This window comes from Bacillota bacterium (assembly GCA_013314855.1).
Taxonomy (GTDB): Bacteria; Bacillota; Clostridia; order Acetivibrionales; family DUMC01; genus Ch48.
In genome coordinates this window covers 1-3,259 of the sequence record JABUEW010000227.1, presented here as the reverse complement: position 1 = coordinate 3,259, position 3,259 = coordinate 1, and the positions used below count along the sequence as shown (strand labels likewise).

The window sequence follows — 3,259 nt, the reverse complement described above, 5'->3', positions numbered from 1 at the left end:
AAAACTTTTTTACTTCAGCTCCCGCCGCCAGAGCCGGAGAGGTAAACAATTGGAGAGCCATTGGTTAGCTATTGGTTAATAGCTTAGCTTCTTGCCCGGGGAAAGGGAAGATAGAGGTTGCAGGAGATAGGCAGGAAGTATTAAGGGCCTGGACGCGCCATGGCCACGGCCGAAAGCTAGGCAAACAGAGGGACGGTTCTCCGGCAAACAGAGGGACGGTTCTCAAACACAAACACACAAACAGAGGGACGGTTCTCATGTTTGCGCCTGCAGGCAGGGGCAGGCGGCGAAACACGAGGTCGAAAAATCAAGCGGCAGACCTGTTGGTGTCCTGCACCTGATGGAAAAACCGGAGCGGGATAAAATCCTGCAGAAAATCAAGGAGATAGAGGGGAGCAGCCTCAGACAGATTGCGAGGATAACAGGGCTGACTGCTAAAATAAAGCCTGAAGGGGGTAGACATCAGAAACGTCCCCCTGATTGTTTTGTTTGTTTTGCCGAGTACCTGGCGGAAGACGACATTGTGCGCTTTGAAAGATTTCGGGCGGGAGTGAAGATGGCGCTGAACGTGGCGTGGCAGGTTAATGGACGTGAAAAACCTTGAAAAAACTTTTCCCAGAAAGAAGGATTTTTTGGATCAGGCAGAGAATTTTTATAAAACACTTGTTCGGAGTGAACTGTTCCCGTTGTTTAGAGTTTAGGGGAATCTTTTCTTATGAAAAGAATATCACGAAATTCGTGATCCATTACATGTTTTTATCAGGCTTGATTCAGATGAGCGAAAAGTTTTAGACTCCTACCCTTTCCAGCGCCTCCGTTACATTCATCAGTTGGCTTTGTCGTACCTTGTCTATCCAGGAGCAACCCACCGCCGGTTTGAGCATTCTCTGGGGGTTATGGATTAGCCGGAAGGGTATTTGACGTAGTCACCCGGCCGGAAGCGATTGATGATAAGATTAAGAGTGTTATTCCAGAACTTCATAATAAAGACAAACTTAGCTACTGGCGCCGTGTCCTGCGGATGGCCGCCTTGTGTCATGATATGGGGCACCTTCCCTTCTCCCACGCTGCCGAAAAAGACCTGTTGCCGGCTGGCATTGATCATGAAACCATGACGGGGGAAATTATCAGGAATCACAAGGAGCTCGGTTCAATCTGGCAGCAGATGACTCCCCCACTTCGTTGCGAAGATATAATCAAGCTGGCAGTGGGGCCGAAGAAACTTAAAGGTGTAAAATTTACCGATTGGGAAGCTATCCTTTCGGAAATAATTGTTGGCGATGCTTTTGGTGTAGACCTGATTGACTATTTGCTCCGTGATTCTTATCATGCCGGGGTTGCTTATGGGCGGTTTGATCATTACCGGTTGCTTGATACTTTGCGAATTTTGCCCAGGGCGACTCCAGATGGTTCAGAGGGCTCGCTGGAACCGGTACTTGGAGTTGAAGAAGGGGGTCTTCATACCGCAGAAGCCCTCCTTCTCGCCCGTTATTTTATGTATAGCCAGGTTTATTTCCATCCGGTAAGACGGATTTACGACATTCACCTGAAGGATTTTTTGAAGAAGTGGTTACCTGACGGAAAATTTCCTACAAGTGTTGAACAATTTTTGGCTTTTACAGATAGTGAAGTAATAGCAGCACTTTTAGAAGCTTCCCGGGATCCTGAGCACCCCGGGCATGATCCCGCCCGAAGGATTGTTGAACATAAGCACTATAAGCTTTTGTATAAGCGAAATCCAGCCGACCTTCAAATAAATATCCGGGCCGGAGAAGCGATTTTTAAGAGCGCTTCCGCCAGGTTTGGCGAGGATCTGGTCCGTGGCGACTTTTATAAGGAAAAAGGCGGTATTCCTGATTTTCCTGTGAAGACCAAGGATGGGAGAATTGTTTCCTCTCTTGTTATTTCCGATACACTCAGGAATATTCCGGTCGTCGCGGTTGATTACGTGTTCATTAGGGAAGATTTGTTAAAAGAAGCGAAGGAATGGCTGGAAAAAAATCGGGAGGAAATAATCAGGCCAGGGGAGGGGGAGTAAAGGTTATGGATGGTTTAAAAAGAATGGCAATAATCCTAGAATTGATTGAACGGATGAAGGAGCGAGGGAGTTGGTGCGGAGAAACGCACATCCAAAAATGCAGTTACTTTCTTCAGGAAATGATGGGAGTACCGATGGAATTTGATTTCATCCTCTATAAGCACGGCCCGTTTTCTTTTGACCTGAGGGATGAACTGACGGCGATGCGGGCCGATAATCTCCTGGCGCTCCAGGTGCGTCCTTATCCTTACGGGCCTTCCCTTTTGCCCGGAACTGCTGCAGAAATAATCATGAAAAGCTACCCCAAAACACGGGCGAAATACAAAAGGCAAATTGATTTTGTTGTGAATACATTTGCGCTGAAAGGAGTAGCTGAACTTGAGCGCCTCGCAACGGCATTTTACATAACCAGGGAGCAAGGAGAAGAGCAAAGTGTGGAAAGGCGAGCCGAATATATCCATCGTCTTAAGCCGCATGTTTCCCTGCAGGAAGCGCGCCTTGCGGTAGAAAAGATTGATTCCCTGCGATTAGAGGCGAAAGAATTATTGCGGACGGTTTGATAGAAGCGGACGATTTGCTGCCGGAAAATTTCGCCGCTGCGCGATGTGGCGGCTTTTTTGACGTTTTTAAACTCCAGACGTCACCGCCGGCCAAAATTTTTCCCAGGACAAGGGAGACAAGGGGACGGTTCTTTTGTCTAGTGGGGGGATAGGCAAAAGGAGCCGTTTTTTGCTGTAAGGGACTTCCCGGCAGGGTAGTTGAATCTGGATAGTATAGTGTCCAGCGGCCCCGGCCAGATCTTTTGCGTCTGGTGGTGGAGTTTCAGCGAGCTTCGTAGAATAATACCAGGTAGTGCTTGGAAGTATATAGCGTTACAGGAGGTAAAGGTGGCTTCATTAATGTGGGAAATTTATCCAGGAGTGGTAGCGGATCCGGATGATATAATAGGGCTCAAGTTTTTTTAATTTTTTTTGCAGGAAATTTCTTCATATGTGGCGAATGTACTTTTGGGTTACTATTTCTACCCCAGGATCATAAAATCAATAGGCGATTAATTAAGCTTTATTGTCAATTGAAGATTATAAATTTTAGAAGGAAGGGGGAAAAAGTGGACGAACAGCTAATAGCTTTGCAGCTTTGCCTTAAGGAAGTTGGCGGATTCAGTATGGCCAGCTTTAGGGAGCGCTTAAAGTACCAGAAGATGGTATATCTCATGCAGTT

General features: G+C 46.9%; 2 protein-coding genes and 1 pseudogene. All 3 read left to right on the top strand.

Features of this window, described 5'->3' with window-relative positions; genetic code table 11:
• Positions 1 to 340 precede the first annotated feature (340 nt).
• The 3 genes and pseudogenes from HPY74_20495 to HPY74_20485 all read left to right on the top strand — a co-directional run bounded on the left by HPY74_20495 (position 341) and on the right by HPY74_20485 (position 2,598).
• On the top strand, positions 341 to 604 hold the full coding sequence (locus HPY74_20495) for a hypothetical protein (GenBank protein NSW92987.1): 264 nt from the start codon (positions 341 to 343) through the stop codon (positions 602 to 604).
• Positions 605 to 734: 130 nt separating this feature from the next.
• Positions 735 to 2,038: pseudogene (locus HPY74_20490) on the top strand (HD domain-containing protein).
• A gap of 5 nt (positions 2,039 to 2,043) precedes the next feature.
• Entirely contained in the window at positions 2,044 to 2,598 is a 555-nt protein-coding gene (locus HPY74_20485; GenBank protein NSW92986.1) for a hypothetical protein, read from the top strand.
• The last annotated feature ends 661 nt before the right edge of the window (positions 2,599 to 3,259 follow it).